We start from the raw sequence: 18,866 nt of genomic DNA, 5'->3' as shown, positions 1-18,866 counted from the left end.
GAGCGCCTCACACAAAAAGAAGCATCTCGAGAGGGATGCTTTTTTTGTGCCTGAATTTTATGTTCACCGCCAACGTGCTATGAAAGACTCTTCATTTTTCGCGGCCTTACGCCTGCCTGTCTGAGACCCCATGCCTGCCATCGATAATCCCCTGATAGACCAGTTCCTCGATGCCCTGTGGCTGGAAAAAGGCCTTTCCGATAACACCCGCGATGCCTATCGCAGCGATTTGGCCTTATTCAACGGTTGGTTGCAGGAAAAGGGCCTGGAGTTGATCAACGCCGGTCGCGAGTTGATCCTCGATCACTTGGCCTGGCGCTTGGAGCAAAACTACAAACCCCGCTCTACGGCGCGATTTCTCTCCGGTGTACGTGGCTTTTATCGCTATTTGCTGCGGGAAAAACTGATCGCCGTCGATCCGACCTTGCGCGTCGATATGCCCCAGTTGGGTAGGCCGTTGCCTAAGTCCTTGTCGGAAGCCGATGTGGAAGCGCTATTGGCCGCGCCAGACCTGAGCGAAGCCATCGGCCAGCGAGACCGCGCCATGCTGGAGGTGCTTTATGCCTGTGGCTTGCGGGTCACGGAGCTGATTAGCTTGACGCTTGAACAGGTCAACCTGCGCCAAGGCGTGCTGCGGGTGATGGGCAAGGGCAGCAAGGAGCGGCTGGTGCCGATGGGTGAGGAGGCGATTGTCTGGGTCGAGCGCTACATGCGCGATGCCCGTGGCGAGTTGCTGGGCGGGCGCCCCAGCGATGTGCTGTTCCCCAGCCTTCGCGGGGAGCAGATGACCCGCCAGACCTTCTGGCATCGCATCAAGCACCAGGCCAAGGTCGCCGGGATCGGCAAGTCGCTGTCGCCGCACACCCTGCGTCATGCCTTCGCCACGCACTTGCTCAACCACGGTGCCGACTTGCGGGTGGTGCAAATGCTGCTCGGCCACAGCGATCTCTCGACCACCCAGATCTATACTCACGTCGCCCGCGCCCGCTTGCAGGACCTGCACGCCAAACATCACCCGCGCGGCTAAATACAACCCCTTGTAGCAGCTGGCGAAGCCTGCGTTCGGCTGCGAAGCAGTCGTAAAATCAGTCACTGCGGTGTTTCAGCTAAAACGCGGATTCAGGATTGACGACTGCTTCGCAGTCGAACGCAGCCTTCGGCAGCTGCTACATGGATAACCGAGTCGCAAGAACAGGTGTCTCGCGTCACCCGCATTCGGCCACTGGGGCCTTATGTGGTAGGCTTTGCCGGTTTGCACGATGGGCGATTATGACCCGGTGTTTCGGCACGGGTGTTCTGATCGTCCCATTTGTCCGCCTTCAGGAGTTCTCATGCGTCTGACCCAGATTTTCGCCGCCGCAGCCATTGCGTTGGTCAGCACCTTTGCCGTTGCCGATGACGCGGCCGACAAAGCCATTCGTAAAAGCCTGGAAAACCTCCAGCTCGACGTGCCGGTCGAAACCATCACCGCCAGCCCGCTGCCAGGTCTGTACGAAGTCAAGCTCAAGGGCAGTCGCGTGCTCTATGCCAGCGCCGACGGCCAGTACGTCGTTCAGGGCTACATGTTCCAGCTCAAGGACGGCAAACCGGTCAATCTGACCGAGAAAACCGAGCGCCTGGGCATTTCAAAACTGATCAACAGCATTCCAGTGGCTGAAACCGTGGTCTACCCGGCTATCGGCGAAACCAAGTCGCACATCACTGTCTTCACCGACACCACCTGCCCGTATTGCCACAAGATGCACGCCGAAGTGCCGGAGCTGAACAAGCTGGGTATCGAAGTGCGGTATGTTGCGTTCCCGCGCCAGGGTCTGGGTTCGTCGGGTGACGAACAACTGCAAGCCGTGTGGTGCTCCAAGGACAAGAAAGCGGCCATGGACAAAATGGTCGATGGCAAGGAAATCAAGGCCGCCAAGTGCGATAACCCGGTTTCCAAACAGTTCGCCCTCGGTCAGTCGATTGGCGTGAACGGTACACCGGCCATCGTTTTGGCCGACGGTCAGGTCATTCCGGGCTACCAGCCTGCGCCACAAGTCGCCAAACTGGCACTGGGCGCGAAATAGTTTCGCATCGTCACGGTCAGCCTTGACGATCATGGTCTGGCGGCAACATTGTCGGGCCATTAATAGAGAGCCGCGAGTATGCGGTTGTTTTCACGGCCGGCCTTGAGTCGGCCGTTTTATGGGGAGTTCACAGTGAAACCGGTCAAAGTAGGCATCTGTGGGTTAGGGACCGTCGGTGGCGGTACCTTCAACGTACTTCAGCGCAACGCCGAGGAAATTGCTCGTCGTGCCGGGCGTGGAATCGAAGTGGCACAAATTGCCATGCGCACGCCAAAGCCTCAGTTCCAGACGACCGGTATTGCGATTACCAACGATGTGTTCGAAGTGGCCACGAACCCTGAGATCGACATCGTGATAGAGCTGATGGGCGGCTACACCGTTGCCCGCGAGCTGGTACTCAAGGCCATCGAGAATGGCAAGCATGTGGTCACCGCGAACAAGGCACTGATTGCCGTTCACGGTAATGAAATTTTCGCCAAGGCTCGCGAGAAGGGCGTGATCGTTGCGTTCGAAGCGGCCGTGGCCGGCGGCATTCCGGTGATCAAAGCGATCCGTGAAGGTTTGTCCGCCAACCGCATCAACTGGGTGGCCGGGATCATCAACGGCACCGGCAACTTCATTCTCACCGAAATGCGTGAGAAGGGCCGGACCTTCGAAGACGTACTCGCCGAGGCGCAAGCCCTGGGTTACGCCGAAGCCGATCCGACCTTCGACGTCGAAGGCATCGATGCAGCCCACAAGCTGACGATCCTGGCGTCCATCGCGTTCGGCATTCCGCTGCAATTCGACAAGGCTTACACCGAAGGCATCACCAAGCTGACCACCGCTGACGTGAATTACGCCGAAGCGCTGGGCTATCGCATCAAGCACCTGGGCGTGGCGCGCAGCACCGCGGCCGGCATCGAGTTGCGTGTGCACCCGACGCTGATCCCGGCCGATCGTTTGATCGCCAACGTCAACGGCGTGATGAACGCGGTGATGGTCAACGGTGACGCCGCGGGTTCGACCCTGTTCTACGGCGCTGGCGCCGGCATGGAGCCGACCGCTTCGTCGGTGATCGCCGATCTGGTGGACGTGGTTCGCGCCATGACCTCCGACCCGGAAAACCGCGTACCGCACCTGGCCTTCCAGCCAGATTCGCTGTCGGCCCACCCGATCCTGCCGATCGAGTCTTGCGAAAGCGCTTACTACCTGCGCATTCAGGCCAAGGACCATCCGGGCGTACTGGCTCAGGTGGCGAGCATCCTGTCGGAGCGCGGTATCAACATCGAATCGATCATGCAGAAGGAAGTCGAAGAGCATGACGGTCTGGTGCCAATGATCCTGCTGACCCACCGTGTGCTGGAACAGCACATGAACGACGCGATCAACGCCCTGGAGGCCTTGGAAGGCGTGGTCGGCCCGGTCGTACGGATCCGCGTCGAGCACCTGAACTAAGCCGTTATCGTTCACCGGGCTCGCACGCGGGCCCGGCATTGCGAACACTGTCTATTGGAGCCAGTCATGCGTTATATCAGTACCCGCGGCCAGGCACCGGCCCTGAATTTCGAAGATGTCCTGCTGGCCGGTCTCGCCACCGACGGCGGTCTGTACGTCCCGGAAAACCTGCCACGTTTCACCCAGGAAGAAATCGCTTCCTGGGCCGGTCTGCCCTATCACGAGCTGGCCTTCCGGGTGATGCGCCCGTTCGTCACCGGCAGCATTCCGGATGCCGATTTCAAAAAGATTCTTGAAGAAACGTATGGCGTGTTTTCCCACAACGCCGTGGCACCGTTGCGTCAGCTGAATGGCAACGAATGGGTCCTGGAGCTGTTCCACGGCCCGACCCTGGCGTTCAAGGACTTCGCCCTGCAACTGCTGGGTCGTCTGCTCGACTACGTGTTGGAAAAACGCGGCGAGCGCGTGGTGATTGTTGGCGCTACCTCCGGCGACACCGGTTCGGCGGCGATCGAAGGCTGCAAGCACTGCGAAAACGTCGACATCTTCATCCTGCACCCGCACAACCGTGTGTCCGAAGTGCAGCGTCGCCAGATGACCACCATCTTCGGCGAGAACATCCATAACATCGCCATCGAAGGCAACTTCGATGACTGCCAGGAAATGGTCAAGGCCAGCTTCGCCGACCAGAGCTTCCTCAAGGGCACGCGCCTGGTGGCGGTGAACTCGATCAACTGGGCGCGGATCATGGCCCAGATCGTTTACTACTTCCATGCAGCCCTGCAACTGGGTGGGCCGGCGCGTTCGGTGTCGTTCTCGGTGCCGACCGGCAACTTCGGCGATATCTTCGCCGGTTACCTGGCGCGCAACATGGGCTTGCCGATCAATCAGTTGATCGTCGCCACCAACCGCAACGACATCCTGCACCGCTTCATGAGCGGCAATCAGTACGTCAAGGAAACCCTGCACGCCACGCTGTCGCCGTCCATGGACATCATGGTCTCGTCGAACTTCGAACGCCTGCTGTTCGACCTGCACGGTCGCAATGGTGCGGCGATTGCCGGTTTGATGGACACCTTCAAGCAGGGCGGCGGTTTCAGCGTCGAAGAGGAACGCTGGACCGAGGCGCGCAAGCTGTTCGATTCGCTGGCCGTGGACGACGCCCAAACGTGCGAAACCATTGCCGAAGTCTTTGAGCAAACCGGCGAGCTGCTGGACCCGCACACTGCCATCGGCGTGAAGGCCGCGCGTGAATGCCGTCGTAGCCTGGACATCCCGATGGTGATCCTCGGCACGGCCCATCCGGTCAAATTCCCGGACGCAGTGGAAAAAGCTGGCGTAGGAAAAGCGCTCGAACTACCTACACATCTTTCTGATTTGTTTGAGCGAGATGAGCGTTGCACCGTGTTGCCGAACGACCTGAAAGCCGTGCAGGCCTTTGTCAGTCAGCATGGCAACCGCGGCAAGCCGCTGTAACCGGTAAAAGCTGTCACATTTTGAAGCCCGTCTCCTGACGGGCTTTCTCATTTCTGCATGCCACACTTGTCGGGTTTCGTAAAAGAAGAGCCGCCCATGAAGGACGGGCGAGACGATCACCAAGGAAGTGGCAATGCTGTTTTTTAGAGGGTTTAAACCAGCCGTGTGCTGGATATTTTTGCTGGGCGCCCTGGGCTTTGGGCCATGGGTAAAGGCCGCACAATTGGCGACACATGACTCCCGGGAGTCAGCCACTGTCGCACGCATTGAGCTGGACGCTCAGGAGCGGCAATGGATTGCTGAGCATCCGATGGTTGTCGTCGCGTCGGCGCAATACCCGCTGTATCTGTTCAAGGACGAGCACGGTCACTGGAGCGGTTTGAACAACGATGTGCTCAATCGCATCAGCGCCATGACAGGATTGCGCTTCGTCCATGAAGAGTCGTTTTCCACTGACCAATTGCTGGAGCGGCTGGAAAGCGGCGCAGCGGACATGAGCACGACGCTGGCAGTAAATGACGAGCGCAAGGCGTTTCTGGATTTCAGTCATGCGTTCGGCGGGGCGGGCTGGGTACTCGTGGGACTGGCCGGCACCCCAGCGTTACAGTCCCTGGAACAGCTTTCGAAAAGAGTCCTGGTATTGCCGGCCCGGCACGCCCTGGAGGGTGTGATTCGTCGTGACTACCCGGCGATCGAGCTGCGCTCGGTCAAAACCTACGGCGAAGCCCGGGCACTGGTGGAAAGTGGCGAGGCCTACGCCACCATTGAAAACGAAATCGGAGCGCAACTCTATCCCTCGGGCCGGCTCAAGGTAGGACGTGCGGTGGAGGGCAAATGGGAGGCGGACCATTTGGCCGTCCGCAAAGCTCAGCCACAGTTATTGAGCATCCTCAACAAGGCACTCGAAGCGTTTCCACCCACCGAGTTACGCGCCATGCGGTTGAAATGGCTGAACGGAATTACGCCGGTACACGCGCCCTCGGCCTGGCAGCGAATAACCCAGTGGGGCTGTTGGAGCCTATTCATCGTTAGCCTGTTCGGCTTGCTGTCATTGCTTTGGAACCGCCGGCTCGCTGCACTGATCAAGCAACGCCGGGACGCCGAGAAAGACCTCAATGACCAACTCGCATTTCAGCACGCATTGATAGACGCAATGCCCGATCCGATGTTCGTGCGTGATCTGGAAGGGCGATTGATCATGTGCAACAAGAGTTATGAGGAGCGCTTGTCGACCCGTTTCGACCAGGTTCAGGGGCGACAACTGATCGAACTCGATGTCTTGCCCAAAGAAACCGCCGAGCAGCTGCACGCCGAGTTCATGATTCAACTCGGTACCCGCAAGACCCGTTTCAGCGAACGTCAGTTGGTATTCAAGGATGGCGTCAGGGACATCTACCAGTGGACGGTGCCGTTTTACAGTGCGGACGGTCAATTGCGAGGACTGCTGGGCGGATGGAGCGATATCGGCAAGCGTACAAGGCAGGTGTGAGTTGTAAATGCGATCTGTAGCAGCTGGCGAAGCCTGCGTTCGGCTGCGAAGCAGTCGTAAAACCAGAGATTACGGTGCGTCAGGTTGACCGCGTCAGCCGGACTCACGACTGCTTCGCAGCCGAACGCAGGCTTCGCCAGCTGCTACAAAGAGCGCGTCGAGGCTGAAACTGCGTGAATCAGCTGTTTTTTTGCTGTCATCTTTACCGGGCATGCTTTAGTTACCAGAGGCGCCGGTGCGCCTGCCGTTGGAATCAGAACTTTCTTCTCGGGCCTGTGGTCATTTACTGTGGAACGCCCCAGGCACTTTGTTTTCGGACTATTGAGTGGTGATCGAGATGGAAAGTATCAGTCTATTGCTCGGTGAGGCTCTGAGCCCGTATCAGGTCAAATTGACTCCATCGGGTGCCCATGGCGAATGCCTGGTGACACTGAAGAGTACGAGCGGCGCTATCGTGGTCGAACGGACGTTCAATCAGGCCCAGTTAACCGATAAACGTCTGCTGACGGATGTCGTCGACGGGCTGCACCGCGACGTGCTGATCGCTGAAGGACGTCTGGAACCCTGTGTGATTGCGGCGTTGCGCAATGCTGCTCAGGACAAGATCCTGGCCAGCCGAAATTGAATTGTTTTTTGTGGGAACCTTCCCGCGCCAAGGTCAGTCAGACCATGTAACAGCAGGATCAAGCATTGTGCTCCGGTGCTTGTAGCTTGTTGTCACTGGCCTTTTTGTAGGCCACGTTTAACCCCGAGTTGTCTCCCCACTTCTCGGGGTTTCTTTTTGCCCGCGATTTGTCATTGCTGATGAAAGCAGGCGCTCCAGCTTAGATGGCCCCGTTTTCACGCAACCGTGTGATCTGTGCCGAGTCGTAGCCAAGGTCGTGGAGTACTTGCGCGTTGTGTTCACCCAGCTGCGGCCCGACCCATTCGGAGCTGCCGGGCGTCTCAGAGAGTTTTGGCACAATGCCAGGCATCTTGAAGTCCTTGCCGTCGGGCAGCTTGGCTTGCAAGAACATTTCCCGGGCCAGGTATTGCGGATCGCTGAACATGTCTTCGGCACTGAAGATCCGGCTGGCGGGAACGTCAGCCTGGTTCAGTTGCTCGATCACCGCGTCCAGCGGCAGTGAGTTGACCCAGCGATCGATCACCCCGTAAATCTCGTCGCGACGGCTATCGCGTCCGTCGTTGCTGGCCAACACAGGATCGTTGGCCAGGTCTTCGCGACCGATGATCAACATGAAACGCTTGAAGATCGCATCGCCATTGGCGCCGATCTGCACGTGTTTGCCGTCGGCGCTGGTGTGAATGGAGGAGGGCGTGATGCCCGGCATGATGTTGCCGGTGCGTTCGCGGATGAAGCCGAACACGTCGAATTCCGGGACCATGCTTTCCATCATGGCGAAGATCGCTTCGTACAGCGCCACGTCCACCACTTGCCCCAAGCCACCGTTGACCTCGCGATGACGCAAGGCCATCAGCGCGCCGATCACGCCCCAGAGCGCGGCAATCGAGTCGCCGATGGAAATTCCGGTGCGCACTGGCGGCCTGTCCTCAAAGCCGGTGATGTAACGCAAGCCGCCCATGGACTCGCCGACCGCGCCGAAGCCTGGCTGATCTTTCATCGGTCCGGTCTGGCCAAAGCCCGAAAGCCGCACCATCACCAGTTTCGGGTTCAGTGCGTGCAAGACTTCCCAGCCCAGGCCGAGCTTTTCCAGCACGCCGGGGCGAAAATTCTCGATCAAAATGTCCGCTTCACTGAGCAGTTGTTTCAGGATCGCCAAGCCGTCCGGGTGTTTCAGGTTCAGGGTCAAAGACTTCTTGTTCCGCGCCTGAACGAACCACCACAGCGAAGTGCCTTCATACAACTTGCGCCATTTGCGCAACGGATCACCACCGTCCGGGGACTCGATCTTGATCACTTCGGCGCCGAATTCGCCACAAATACGCGAGGCAAACGGCCCGGCAATCAACGTACCCAATTCGATGACTTTCAGACCCGAGAGCGGTTTGTTGGAGAACGGCATGCTGAATCCTGTAGGACAAAGGCTGAGCGGATGTAGCGTTTTAACATAGGCCGGCGTCAGTCGCCCAAAGTTGATCGCCTTCAATTCGTTGATTGCCTGTTGCATCGGTTAGACTTGCCGCCTTTCCTCGTATCAAGAAGCCCGTTCATGGCCCAGCCGTCCACGACCTACAAGTTTGAACTGAACCTCACCGACCTCGACCGCAGCGTCTACGAGAGCGTGAAGCAGACCATCGCCCGTCACCCTTCGGAAACCGAAGAGCGCATGACCGTGCGGCTGCTGGCCTACGCCTTCTGGTACAACGAGCAGTTGTCCTTCGGTCGCGGTCTGTCAGACGTGGATGAGCCAGCGCTGTGGGAAAAGAGCCTGGATGATCGTGTCCTGCACTGGATCGAAGTCGGCCAGCCAGACGCCGATCGCCTGACCTGGTGCTCGCGCCGCACCGAGCGCACCAGCCTGCTGGCTTACGGCAGCCTGCGTGTGTGGGAAACCAAAGTGATCCCGGCGATCAAAAACCTGAAAAACGTCCATATCGCCGCCGTACCCCAGGAAGTTCTGGAAACCCTGGCCAAGGACATGCCGCGCGTTATCAAGTGGGATGTGATGATCAGCGAAGGAACGATTTTCGTCACCGACGACCGTGGTCAGCATGAAGTCCAGTTGCAGTGGCTGAGCGGCGAACGCGGCTGATTATTCGCCGCTGAAGCGCGTTACCCGGTTTTATCCTACGTATTCAAGAGAAGCACCTGTCACCCCATGCGCATCGAACCTCGCCTGTTGCCCGACACCCTGCCATTCCTCGGTGATATTCCACCGCTGCTGACCCGCCTTTACGCAGCGCGGGGCGTGCTATCCGAGGCTGAACTGGACAAGAGCCTGGCGCGGTTGATTCCCTATCAGCAGCTCAAAGGCATCGATGCGGCGGTGGATTTGCTGGTGACGGCCCTCGAGCAACGTCAGCGGATTCTGATCGTCGGCGACTTTGACGCCGATGGTGCGACGGCCAGTACTGTGGGCATGCTGGGGTTGCGCCTGTTGGGCGCGGCGCATGTCGATTATCTGGTGCCGAACCGGTTCGAGTACGGCTATGGCCTGACGCCGGAGATCGTCGAAGTGGCGCTGACCCGCGAACCGCAACTGCTGATCACCGTGGATAACGGCATCTCCAGCGTCGAAGGCGTGGCGGCGGCGAAGAAGGCCGGGCTCAAGGTGCTGGTCACCGATCACCACTTGCCCGGCGACGAGCTGCCGTTGGCCGATGCCATCGTCAATCCGAATCAGCCGGGTTGTGAGTTTCCGAGCAAAGCCCTGGCCGGTGTCGGGGTGATCTTCTATGTGCTGATGGCCTTGCGCGCGCGCCTGCGCAGTCTGGGTTGGTACGAAAGCAAGCCGCAGCCGAACATTGGCGAATTGCTCGACCTGGTGGCGCTGGGCAGCGTCGCCGACGTGGTGCCGCTGGATGCCAACAACCGGATTCTGGTGCATCAGGGGCTGGAGCGGATTCGCGCCGGGCGCGCGCGGCCGGGAATCAAGGCGATCCTTGAAGTGGCCAAGCGCGACCATTCGCGCATCACTTCCACCGACCTGGGTTTCATCCTCGGCCCGCGTCTGAACGCGGCGGGGCGTCTGGATGACATGAGCTTGGGCATCGAATGCCTGCTTACCGAAGACGCGGGCGCTGCCCGTGAAATGGCCGCTCAACTGGATGGCATGAACCAGGACCGCAAATCCATCGAGCAGGGCATGCAGCGTGAGGCGCTGGCCCAGCTCAAGGATTTGCCGGTGGAATCGATGCCGTTCGGCTTGTGCCTGTTCGATCCTGAGTGGCACCAGGGCGTCATCGGAATCCTCGCGTCGCGTATGAAAGAGCGTTATTTCCGTCCGACCATTGCCTTTGCCGATGCTGGCGATGGCCTGCTCAAGGGCTCGGGGCGTTCGGTTCAGGGTTTTCATATTCGTGACGCCTTGAGTGTGGTCGCGGCGCAGCATCCGAACCTGATCAGCAAATACGGCGGCCACGCCATGGCGGCCGGCCTGACCTTGCCAGAAGCGAATTTTCCGTTGTTCGCCGAAGCCTTCGACGCTGAAGTGCGTAGGCAAATGCGCGAAGAAGACCTGACCGGGCGCCTGCTGTCGGACGGCACGTTGGCGGTCGAAGAGTTTCACCTGGAACTGGCCCGCGCCCTGCGCCACGCCGGGCCGTGGGGGCAACACTTCCCGGAGCCGCTGTTTCACGGGGTGTTTCAGTTGGTCGAGCAGCGTGTTGTGGGTGAGCGACATCTCAAAGTGGTGCTGAGAAGTGAATGCGGTTCGGTGAAGCTAGACGGCATAGCCTTTGGTATCGACCGTGATATCTGGCCGAATCCGACCATCAAGTGGGTTGAGTTGGCCTACAAACTCGACCTCAATGAGTTCCGTGGGAACGAGACTGTTCAGTTGATGATTGCCCACATCGAACCGCGTTAAGCCCTTCGCGGGCCAGCCTCGCTCCTACAGATCACTGAATCTGTAGGAGCGAGGCTTGCCCGCGAAAGCAATTTCCCCCGCACCGAATCCCTCGGATCCCTCCCTTATCCCCCGATGTCGACTAGGCTCTAAGCACTGCTTGATTATCCTTGTGACGTCTTGTCGAATTTTTTGCCCGCGGGGGCGGGTGCTGCACCCTTTTTCCTGTCACTCGTCGACTATTCAAACAGAACCCTGGAGCCTGCCCACTGATTCGAGAGGTGCCCCATGAGTCTGCTGCTTGAACCCTATACCCTTCGTCAATTGACCCTGCTTAACCGCATTGCGGTATCACCGATGTGCCAGTACTCCAGCGTCGATGGGCTGGCCAATGACTGGCATCTGGTCCACCTCGGCAGTCGCGCTATCGGCGGCGCTGGTCTGGTGTTCACCGAAGCCACGGCGGTCACCGCTGACGGGCGCATCACCGCCCAGGACCTCGGTCTCTGGAATGATCAACAGATCGAACCCTTGCAACGTATTACGCGCTTCATCGCCGCTCAGGGCGCCGTGGCCGGCATCCAGTTGGCCCACGCCGGGCGCAAGGCCAGCACGCATCGGCCGTGGCTCGGCAAGCATGGCAGCATCAAGCCGGAAGACGGCGGCTGGATCCCGGTCGGCCCTTCGCCGATCGCTTTCGACCCACAGCACACGCCACCCAAGCAGCTCGATGACGGCGAAATCGCTGACGTTATCCAGGCCTTCGTCGATTCGGCCGAACGGGCACTGACCGCCGGTTTCAAAGTGGTCGAAGTACACGCCGCTCACGGTTACCTGTTGCACCAATTTCTTTCACCCCTGAGCAATCAGCGGCGCGATCAGTACGGCGGCTCGTTCGAGAATCGAATTCGGCTGGTGCTGCAAGTCACCGAAGCGGTGCGTGCGGTGTGGCCTGAAGAATTACCAGTGTTTGTGCGGGTGTCGGCCACCGATTGGGTGGAGGACGGCTGGAACCCCGATGAAACCGTAGAGCTGGCGCGACGCCTCAAAGATCTGGGCGTGGACCTGATCGATGTCTCATCGGGCGGTACGGCGGTAAACGCAGAGATTCCTACAGGCCCCGGTTATCAGACCCGTTTTGCCGAGCGCGTACGCAAGGAGTCAGGCATTGCCACCGGCACCGTAGGAATGATTACCGAACCGGCCCAGGCCGAGCACATTTTGCGTACCTGTCAGGCCGACATCATTTTCCTCGCCCGAGAGTTGTTGCGTGATCCGTATTGGCCGCTGCATGCCGATGACGATCTGGGCGGGCATAAGGCTATCTGGCCGGCGCAATATCATCGGGCGACCCATCGTGACCAGCCGATTCATGAATCGGATTTGCGTGATTGAATGCTGCTGAAAAACAAAAAGCCCCGGTCGTGTTGACCGGGGCTTTTTGCGTTTCTGTGCTGAGATGTTCGTTGTCTGTCAGGCCGTCTTCGCGGGCAAGCCTCGCTCCTACAAGGGGGCGGAGCGTTTATCACCGATCCCGTAGGAGCGAGGCTTGCCCGCGAAGGGGCCGGTTCAGGCACCCACTTACTGTCAGGTGTACTTACGCTTCTCCGGCGCCGGCGGGAAATACTGGTACAACCAGGTTTCACTCAACGTCCGGTCATTGGTGCGAATGAACAAACGCAATTCCACCGGAGCCACGCTGTCATTGGTCGGGTACCAGTCAAAAGTAATGCGGTAGCCCTTGATGTCATCGAGCACCAACACGTTGAAGTCCTTCACCTGGCCGTTAGAGCAGGTCACCACCGGCTCGATCCCCGCGCCTTCGGGCAAGCGGTCCAGACCGCCGCCGGTGAAGTCCACGGCAAAGCGTCGCGCCCAGACGGGCGGGTAATGCTCGCCCGGCGCCCAGCCTTCAATGAAACCGCCCATGCCCGAACGGGTCGCATGGACCCGCGCCAGCGGCGTGCTCACCGGCGGCAGAGCGCTCCAATAAAGCTTGTAGCCATAGTTGAGGGAATCCCCGGCCGCGACCGGTTTTTTCGGGGTCCAGAACGCGACGATGTTATCCAGGGTTTCGCCAGTTGTAGGAATTTCCAGCAAATCAATAGAGCCTTCGCCCCATGCGGTTGTAGGTTCTACCCACAGACTCGGACGCTTGCTGTACCAGTCGACGGTGTCCTGATAATTGGCGAACTCGTGATCGGTCTGCACCAGGCCGAAACCTTTCGGGTCGGTGTCGGCAAAAGCATTGAATTGCAAAGTGGCCGGGTTATTCAGCGGGCGGCAGATCCACTCGCCATTGCCGCGCCACATGGCCAGGCGATCGGAGTCGTGGATTTGCGGGTGAATCGTGTCGCACATGCGCCGCTCATGGGTGCCGCAGCTGAACATGCTGGTCATCGGCGCGATACCCAATTGCTCGATGGCGGTGCGGGCATTGATGTGGGCATCAACTTCCATCACCACACGCTCGGCCTGGCAATCGATATCAAAACGGTAGGCGCCGGTGGCGCTCGGCGAATCGAGCAGGGCATAAACCACGAAGCGGGTGCTGTCCTTGTCCGGGGTCTCGAACCAGAACTTGGTGAAATCCGGGAATTCTTCACGCTTCTTGGCGTACGTGTCGATTGCCAGGCCGCGGGCCGACAAACCGTACTGGCCGGTGGCATCTACCGCGCGGAAATAGCTGGCGCCGAGGAACGACAACACGTCGTGCTTATCCAGCTCCGGGGCCTTGAACAGCTTGAACCCGGCGAAACCCAGATCACCCTTGAGCTGTTTAGTGTCGACGGTGGTTTTTTCGTAGTTGAACAGCGACGGGCGAAAATGCACCTCCCGCGCCAGTCGAGTCTTGGGATCGACGCTGTACATGCGCACCGGCTGCTTGAAACCCATGCCGACGTGGAAAAACTGCACGTCCAGCTGACCTTTCAAGTCCTTCCACAGCGAGTGATTGCCGTCGTAGCGGATCGCGTTGAAGTTCTGCGGCGTCATGGTCGCCAGCGTCGGCGGCAGCACCTGTTTGGTGTCCTGATAGGGCTTGCCGGCGAGCTGTTTGGCCTGGCTCTTCAGTGATTCGAAGTCGAACGCCATAGCGTCGCCATCAGCCGTGCTGCTGCCCGCCCAGGCGCGTGCCGCCAATAGGCCGGTGGCTGAGAGACCCGTGTAAGCCGCGATGGCCATGGAGGCTTTGAGCAAATTCCTGCGGTGCATAAGTACAACCTGTCGTGAACAATCCCGCGCCGTTCCTGGCACGTGCTGGATCAGAAATAACGGTTCGGACATGCCTTGGCCAAACGCAACGGACCTTAAAGAGATGCCAAATAGCTTAAACCGTTCGGTTGCAGAGCAAAAATGATTGATGGCACAGCGACAGCGCGGCAATGAAACAAGACATTTCAGGTGACGTTTCTCACAGTGCTTTCTGATTTATAGGGCATATCTGCTTTTTTCGACTAATTACTCTAAAAACAGCTTTTCAGCGCCGATTTAATTTCTATTCTATGGGCATGACCGGTTTCGGCCCTTCAGGCCGGTGGGTTCAGCAGGCACAAGGTGACCGCTGAAAGTGATAGGGCGATGCGGTTTTGAAGTTTTCTCTGACGTATAGAAGGACATCGTCCATGTCGAAAGTACAAGGCATTACTGAAATATTAGGAATCTTCCCCTGCCTGGCCACTGGTCGGCGAAGGCGTCGGCTCAGTTCGGAGGAGTTGAAGTTGGTGGAGCGGTATCGCGAGCTGTCGGAGACCGACCGGATTGCGATGCGGTATCTGGTGGATGCGATGCGCAGTGTTTCGCGGTTTTGAGCGTAGGAGATTGAGTCATATTGGAAAACCAAAGGGACGGACTGTAAAAGTCCGTCCCTTTGTGTGTCAGCTCAACGGCTATCAATCGTGAATGGCCGCTGTGCCTGCATCAGGTCAGGCATGTCCCGCCACTTGATCCAGGCCTGATGCTGCCAATGCAGCAGCGGGGTGGCGGACCGAGTGGCGTTCGAAGTCGGAACATTCTCGATCAACATGTAAGCCGAGAGGCCCGCGCCACACGGCCCACCATAAAGCGAAGCTGAAAGGCAAAAAATGCCCCAGTTCATATGGGGGCGCGGATGCGCCATGTTGATAGTGTTCCGGCTTCGACCCCGGGTCGCTGATGTTGCAGCGATGGGGGAAGCCTATCTGCAAGGCGCTCGCGGCGCCAAGTCTACTCTGGCGATGCTTCTTGTAGGAAATGTTGTATTTGCTGGAAGGCTCCATCTGTAGGAATTTCCTGTTTTTGCACGAGGTGCAGGGAGACAGCGCCAAATGAATGGTTTTTCCTATATTTATTCTGCTTTCAGGAATTAAGTGCAGGATTTCTACATGTTGATCGAGTTTTCGGTTTCCAATTACCGCTCCTTCCGTGAGGCGCAAACCCTGTCCATGGTTGCGACCCCACGCCTGAGTAAAAAGCGCAATGTATTCAAACCTTCCGTGAGTGGCGAAAATCTACCGGACTTGTTGAAGGTCGCGGCAATTTACGGGCCGAACGCGTCCGGTAAATCTTCTCTTATCCAGGCGATGGGGATCATGGGACGGCTGCTCGCAACGACGCCCTCCTCAAATGATGAACCGCTGCCGGTTTCACCATTTCGTTTTGATCCGCAGCTCAAGAACGAGCCCAGTTTCTTTGAGTACAACTTCATTCAAAACGGGCTCCGATATCGGTTTGTTCTGCGCATTACTTCGCAACGGATAATCAAGGAGCAGCTGGTCTCTTATCCCAAAGGGAAAGAAACACTGCTGTATGAACGTCGTTTTGGTGATGAGGGAGAGCAGTATATTTTTGGTTCAAGTCTTGAGGGGGGGAAAGATGTCCACAATGCCTGGCGGCGCCTGACGAGCCCAAAGGTGTTGTTTATTTCGCAGGCTGTTGCGAACAGCAGCGAAGAACTGACTCAGTTACGAGCGCCGTTTACCTGGTTTCAAACCGGTCTTCTTGTCATTGAGCAGAACAATATGATGGGGCTGTCTGCCGCCTCCATCAGGTTTTTGCAGGTTGCCTCGGACTACACAGTCGATTTAAAGGAGTTCTTGAGGGCCGTGGATATTCCGGTGTCTGCTATTCAACTCAATACTGAGGATGCAGATGCTGTTCCGACCAAGAAAAAGCTCACGCTTAAAGAATTCTTCGCGGCGGCCCAAAAAGACAAAGTAACCCTGACACATACAAGTCTTTTGGGAACAGCAGAGTTTGATTTTTCAGAGGAGTCCGGAGGCACAAAAAACCTGATTGGCTTTTGGCTGCCCTGGTTCATGATCAATCGCGCAGATGGAAGCGGGATACTGTCTGTCGATGAGTTGGACAGCAGCCTCCATCCTGAAATAGTTGCTGATCTGATCGGGAAACATCTCGATAGCGGATTGGATACTCAGCTGATATTTACGACACACGATACTCATCTAATGAATGCAAAAATTCTGCGGCGTGATCAGTTCTGGATCACTGAACGTGATGCCAATGGTGCAACCAGTGTTTTTTCCGTTCACGATTTTGAAGGGCGAGAGGGTGAGGATGTCGAGAAACGCTACTTTGAAGGCCGTTACCGCGGTTTGCCGCTGATCAGGCGGGGGTGACCAATGGTGCACTCGACTAAATCATTTGATCGGAAGAAATCAAGATTCAAGCCTCAGCCACAAGTGCTGGTTCTCTGTGAAGATAGCAAGTCAGGAAAACGGTATCTGGAGGAGGCCGCCTTTCATTTTCGTGCCAAGGCCCAGGTAGAAATTGCCCACTGCGGTGTCACGCACCCGAGCGGAATAGTAGAAAGAGCCATTGCCCGTCAGAAACGTTTCGACAGAGTGTTTTGTGCATTGGATCGCGATACGCATCAATGTTTTGAGAGAGCGATAGATCTGGCGAGACCTCATCCGAAAATCAAAGTCATAGCATCGTTTCCCTGTTTTGAGTTTTGGCTTCTTTTGCACTTCGGCTTCAATCGAAAGCCATTTAGGGCTGTTGGGAAAAACTCTCCGGGTGACTTGGTGGCCAAGAGCCTCAGAGAAAAACCGAACATGGATAAGTACCAGAAGGGCAAAGGCATCAACTATTTTGCTCAGCTATTGGGTGAGCCTTTTCAGAAAGCCAAAGCTTTGGCACCCAAAATTCTCGAAGATGTCGCCATCAGCGGCGAACCTAACCCCAGCACCGAAATCCATCTGCTGATGGATGAGTTTGAAACCCTCTCCAAGCCTCAGCCGATCTAACACCATCAATCCGGCCCGCAGAGATGTGGGCCGGGTTGATGGTGTTAGATCGGTTCAATTTGTTTTGGTTTTTGGGCGTAGAACTGGGGGGCGTATGAACGGTATCTTCCTTGATTGTGCGGCGACGCCATCGCGGGCAAGCCACGCTCCCACAGGTTCAGTGCGGTCCTGTAGGAGCGAAGCTTTTAATGCTTGAACATCACATGCCTTACAACGGTGTAATCCTCCAGCCCATACATCGACATGTCTTTCCCATAACCAGACAGTTTCTGACCGCCATGCGGCATTTCGCTGACCAGCATGAAGTGGGTGTTCACCCAGGTGCAGCCGTACTGCAAACGTGCAGACAGCCGATGCGCGCGGCCGACGTCCGCGGTCCATACTGACGACGCCAGGCCATAGTCTGAATCGTTGGCCCAGGCCAGCGCCTGCGCTTCATCGGTGAACTTAGTGACCGACACTACCGGCCCGAACACTTCGCGGCGCACGATCTCGTCGTCCTGTTGCACGTCGGCCAGCACTGTCGGCTCAAAGAAGAAGCCATTGCCTTCCACCGCTTTGCCGCCAGTGATCAAACGAATGTGCGGTTGCGCCATGGCACGCTCGACCAATCCGGTCACGCGATCGCGATGTTGCGCGCTGATCAACGGGCCAAGCTCTGTCGATGGATCGTCCTGCAAGCCGTACTTGATACTGCTTACCGCCTCACCGAGCTTTTCGACGAACTGGTCGTAGATGCCTGACTGCACGTAGATGCGGCAGGCGGCGGTGCAATCCTGGCCGGCGTTGTAAAAACCGAAGGTGCGAATGCCTTCCACGGCGGCGTCGATGTCGGCATCGTCGAAGATGATCACCGGTGCCTTGCCGCCCAGTTCCATGTGCAGGCGTTTGACGTTGCCGGCGGTGCTGGAAATGATGTTCGAGCCGGTGGCGATGGAGCCGGTCAGCGATACCATGCGCACTTTCGGATGATTGACCAGTGCGGTACCAACCGCAGAACCACGGCCGTACACCAGGTTAAGGACACCGGCCGGGAAGATGTCCGTCGCCAGTTCTGCCAGGCGCAGGGCGGTCAGCGGGGTTTGTTCCGACGGCTTGAGTACCACGGTATTACCGGCGGCCAGGGCCGGGGCGATTTTCCAGGCGAGCATCATCAGCGGGTAATTCCACGGCGCGATGGAGGCGATCACGCCCACCGGGTCGCGGCGGATCATCGAGGTGTGGCCGGGCAGGTATTCACCCCCCAGCGCACCGCTCATGCAACGGCTGGCGCCGGCGAAGAAACGAAACACGTCGACAATCGCTGGAATCTCATCGTTCAGCGCAGCGCTGTAGGGTTTGCCGCAGTTGTCCGATTCCAGTTTGGCCAATTCGTCGCCATGGGCTTCGATGATGTCGGCGAGTTTGAGCAGCAGCAACGAGCGTTCTTTCGGTGTGGTTTGCGACCAGGCTTGGAAGGCGTGGTCGGCGGCCCGCACGGCAGCGTCGATCTGGGCTTCGCTGGCTTCATTGATTTCTACCAGCACACGGCCCAGGGCCGGGTTGAACACGGCGTGGGTGGGGCCGTCGCCGTTGACGAGTTGGCCGTTGATCAAGAGTTTGGTTTGCATGGCTATGTCCTCATCGAAGCTGTTGTATTTCTGTCTGAACCGAATCCCTGTAGGAGCGAGGCTTGCCCGCGAAGGCG

The 18,866-nt window shown here is 57.9% G+C and carries 15 protein-coding genes and 1 pseudogene; 12 read left to right on the top strand and 4 right to left on the bottom strand.

Annotated features, from left to right (window positions below; translation table 11 throughout):
- Positions 1 to 130: 130 nt before the first annotated feature.
- The 6 genes from xerD (at position 131) to NHU87_RS15265 (ending at position 7,090) form a co-directional block, all read left to right on the top strand.
- Positions 131 to 1,027, top strand: a complete 897-nt coding sequence (gene xerD, locus NHU87_RS15290) for a site-specific tyrosine recombinase XerD (RefSeq protein ID WP_253550046.1) — start codon at positions 131 to 133, stop codon at positions 1,025 to 1,027.
- Between the two features lie 304 nt (positions 1,028 to 1,331).
- Positions 1,332 to 2,063 carry a bifunctional protein-disulfide isomerase/oxidoreductase DsbC gene (gene dsbC / locus NHU87_RS15285; RefSeq protein ID WP_253550043.1) on the top strand — a complete coding sequence of 244 codons (732 nt, stop codon included), beginning with the start codon at positions 1,332 to 1,334 and terminating at the stop codon, positions 2,061 to 2,063.
- Between the two features lie 132 nt (positions 2,064 to 2,195).
- On the top strand, positions 2,196 to 3,500 hold the full coding sequence (locus NHU87_RS15280; protein ID WP_253550040.1) for a homoserine dehydrogenase: 1,305 nt from the start codon (positions 2,196 to 2,198) through the stop codon (positions 3,498 to 3,500).
- A gap of 66 nt (positions 3,501 to 3,566) precedes the next feature.
- Positions 3,567 to 4,976, top strand: coding sequence for a threonine synthase (gene thrC / locus NHU87_RS15275; RefSeq protein ID WP_253550037.1), 1,410 nt, complete (start codon positions 3,567 to 3,569; stop codon positions 4,974 to 4,976).
- A gap of 133 nt (positions 4,977 to 5,109) precedes the next feature.
- Positions 5,110 to 6,465: a transporter substrate-binding domain-containing protein gene (locus tag NHU87_RS15270; protein WP_253550034.1), complete on the top strand. Its 1,356-nt coding sequence runs from the start codon at positions 5,110 to 5,112 to the stop codon at positions 6,463 to 6,465.
- Between the two features lie 337 nt (positions 6,466 to 6,802).
- Positions 6,803 to 7,090 (top strand): DUF3509 domain-containing protein, encoded by a 288-nt coding sequence (locus NHU87_RS15265; protein ID WP_253550031.1) that lies wholly within the window; start codon positions 6,803 to 6,805, stop codon positions 7,088 to 7,090.
- A gap of 199 nt (positions 7,091 to 7,289) precedes the next feature.
- On the opposite strand, the gene NHU87_RS15260 is transcribed toward NHU87_RS15265, so the two are convergent.
- Positions 7,290 to 8,489, bottom strand: coding sequence for a CaiB/BaiF CoA transferase family protein (locus tag NHU87_RS15260; protein WP_253550028.1), 1,200 nt, complete (start codon positions 8,487 to 8,489; stop codon positions 7,290 to 7,292).
- A gap of 147 nt (positions 8,490 to 8,636) precedes the next feature.
- On the opposite strand from NHU87_RS15260, the gene NHU87_RS15255 reads away from it, so the two are divergent.
- From NHU87_RS15255 to NHU87_RS15245, 3 genes are all read left to right on the top strand, one after another.
- Positions 8,637 to 9,179, top strand: coding sequence for a YaeQ family protein (locus NHU87_RS15255; protein ID WP_007897614.1), 543 nt, complete (start codon positions 8,637 to 8,639; stop codon positions 9,177 to 9,179).
- 66 nt (positions 9,180 to 9,245) lie between these two features.
- Complete coding sequence (gene recJ, locus NHU87_RS15250; protein ID WP_253550025.1) at positions 9,246 to 10,955, top strand: single-stranded-DNA-specific exonuclease RecJ; 1,710 nt, start codon at positions 9,246 to 9,248, stop codon at positions 10,953 to 10,955.
- 267 nt (positions 10,956 to 11,222) lie between these two features.
- A complete protein-coding gene (locus NHU87_RS15245) occupies positions 11,223 to 12,329 on the top strand; it encodes an NADH:flavin oxidoreductase/NADH oxidase (protein ID WP_253550022.1) in 1,107 nt (368 codons plus the stop codon).
- Between the two features lie 192 nt (positions 12,330 to 12,521).
- Here NHU87_RS15245 and NHU87_RS15240 read toward each other — a convergent pair whose 3' ends face one another.
- Positions 12,522 to 14,147 carry a glucan biosynthesis protein D gene (locus tag NHU87_RS15240; RefSeq protein WP_253550019.1) on the bottom strand — a complete coding sequence of 542 codons (1,626 nt, stop codon included), beginning with the start codon at positions 14,145 to 14,147 and terminating at the stop codon, positions 12,522 to 12,524.
- A 410-nt stretch (positions 14,148 to 14,557) separates the two neighbouring features.
- Between NHU87_RS15240 and NHU87_RS15235 the strand changes: the two genes are divergently transcribed.
- A complete protein-coding gene (locus NHU87_RS15235; RefSeq protein WP_253550004.1) occupies positions 14,558 to 14,743 on the top strand; it encodes a hypothetical protein in 186 nt (61 codons plus the stop codon).
- A 71-nt stretch (positions 14,744 to 14,814) separates the two neighbouring features.
- On the opposite strand, the pseudogene NHU87_RS15230 reads toward NHU87_RS15235, so the two are convergent.
- Positions 14,815 to 14,913: pseudogene (locus NHU87_RS15230) on the bottom strand (phage antirepressor protein); the annotation flags it as partial.
- A 382-nt stretch (positions 14,914 to 15,295) separates the two neighbouring features.
- Between NHU87_RS15230 and NHU87_RS15225 the strand changes: the two are divergent.
- Positions 15,296 to 16,549, top strand: a complete 1,254-nt coding sequence (locus NHU87_RS15225) for an AAA family ATPase (RefSeq protein ID WP_253550002.1) — start codon at positions 15,296 to 15,298, stop codon at positions 16,547 to 16,549.
- 3 nt (positions 16,550 to 16,552) lie between these two features.
- Positions 16,553 to 17,179 (top strand): RloB family protein, encoded by a 627-nt coding sequence (locus NHU87_RS15220; RefSeq protein ID WP_253550000.1) that lies wholly within the window; start codon positions 16,553 to 16,555, stop codon positions 17,177 to 17,179.
- Positions 17,180 to 17,364: 185 nt separating this feature from the next.
- Here NHU87_RS15220 and NHU87_RS15215 read toward each other — a convergent pair whose 3' ends face one another.
- Positions 17,365 to 18,789 (bottom strand): gamma-aminobutyraldehyde dehydrogenase, encoded by a 1,425-nt coding sequence (locus tag NHU87_RS15215; RefSeq protein ID WP_253549998.1) that lies wholly within the window; start codon positions 18,787 to 18,789, stop codon positions 17,365 to 17,367.
- Positions 18,790 to 18,866 lie beyond the last annotated feature (77 nt).

The sequence above is a fragment of the Pseudomonas mandelii genome, assembly GCF_024138395.1.
GTDB classification, from domain to species: domain Bacteria; phylum Pseudomonadota; class Gammaproteobacteria; order Pseudomonadales; family Pseudomonadaceae; genus Aquipseudomonas; species Aquipseudomonas mandelii_E.
The sequence above is the reverse complement of the archived record's forward strand: the minus strand, read 5'-3'. Positions and strand labels throughout refer to the sequence as shown.